The organism is Haematobacter massiliensis (assembly GCF_000740795.1).
In the GTDB taxonomy this organism is placed as follows: domain Bacteria; phylum Pseudomonadota; class Alphaproteobacteria; order Rhodobacterales; family Rhodobacteraceae; genus Haematobacter; species Haematobacter massiliensis.
In genome coordinates this window covers 1-1,380 of sequence record NZ_JGYG01000039.1, presented here as the reverse complement: position 1 = coordinate 1,380, position 1,380 = coordinate 1, and the positions used below count along the sequence as shown (strand labels likewise).

The following is a 1,380-nucleotide window of genomic DNA, read 5'->3' as shown; positions in this document are numbered from 1 at the left end:
CCTTTATTTGAGGTGGTGCTTTTCCGGCGCGGCTAGCGGAGCCATTTCCCGATCTGGGGAAGCTGCATGACCAGCGCCGCACCCAGGCTCAGCAGGCAGATCATGATGCCGCCGGCGAAAGTATGGGTGGCAATGCCGAGAATGGCGCCGGCCACGCTCAGCATCAGGATATGCACAAGATAGATATCCATCGAGAGCTGGCCCAGTTTGCGCGTCCAGCCGAATTCCGGCGTCCGCACCATCAGCGACAGCACCATGATCGGGGGCGCAAGGATCAACTGCTGCGTGCCATCCATCCCCGCGGCCCGCAACACAAGCCCGAACAGGCAGATGATGGCTGTCACGAAAATCAGGATCCAGCCGGAGTTCCGCACGGCGAAAAGCAGCATTCCGACGCCCACGGAAGGCAGGTACAGCACCGACAGCCGGAGGATCAGGGGCAGCTCCTGCCATGACCAGACCTCCAGGCAGGCGATGGTGGCCAGGGCAAAGAGCACCAGCCAGAACAGGAGCGGCCGCCAGCTGGAAATCTGGAATGTCGTCTTTTGTGCCAGAAGGATAAGGACAGCGCTGACGGCCAGTGCCCAGGGCAGGAACCACAATTGCCCGAAGCTTCCGACCGGCGGGTGCCACGCCTGAAGCTCTTCGATGAGGCTGCCGCCCGTCATTACGGATTGTGCGACCTTTGCAAGGATCTGCAGGACACCCCAGATGAGGAATGGGTAGAGCAGTCGCCGGCCCCGCATCGCGATTGCCGCGCCCACCGGTTCCTTGCGTCGCTGCAGCCCATTCAGAGTAAACCAGATCATCGCGAGGATGAAGAACCCGACAGCCCCCTGTCCGATGACGTTCAGCGGCGCGCGGGCATGGAACTGAACGATGACCAGCGCCGCGAGAAAGCGGATATAATCGACGGTGGGATTATAGCCGAGAGATATGCGGGGACCACGGCCTTCAAAAACGACCGGAGCTTGGGCAGTGACCGGTGTGGTCATTATTCTTGCCTCTATTTTGCTCCTATGGGAGCGCGGGTTCAAATTCGATGTCCACGCCGGGAAACTGGGTATCATGCAACTGTATAAATGTTGCAGAAGCAAGCCTGTTGCCGGGTGGTTTAATAAGGCAATTCTGTAAGTTTATCAGAGAAATGTCCAACATTTTCTGACGATATATCCGATGTTTTTCGACATCAGGGCGGCTGTATCAATTGCTGTATAATTTTTCAGGACAGGGTGCGATCTGCCAAAGCGTTCGGCAGCAGCGGAATTTTCATATGAAGATGACATGAAAGGCGTGGGGTGCGCGGGAGTGGCGGGGGGTGAATGATCGATTCAGGACAGATATCCGTCACGTGAGCAGGACTTCTCCGAATGATATTAG

General features: G+C 57.3%; 1 protein-coding gene. It reads right to left on the bottom strand.

All coding sequences use genetic code 11. From position 1 onward, the window contains the following. Nucleotides 1-32 precede the first annotated feature (32 nt). Nucleotides 33-995, bottom strand: coding sequence for an acyltransferase family protein (locus CN97_RS19650; protein WP_035715298.1), 963 nt, complete (start codon nucleotides 993-995; stop codon nucleotides 33-35). Between the last annotated feature and the right edge of the window lie 385 nt (nucleotides 996-1,380).

Bases quoted from the DNA above. Each gene is read 5' to 3' on its own strand.
- CN97_RS19650 (WP_035715298.1), bottom strand. From the start codon at position 995: ATGACCACACCGGTCACTGCCCAAGCTCCGGTCGTTTTTGAAGGCCGT.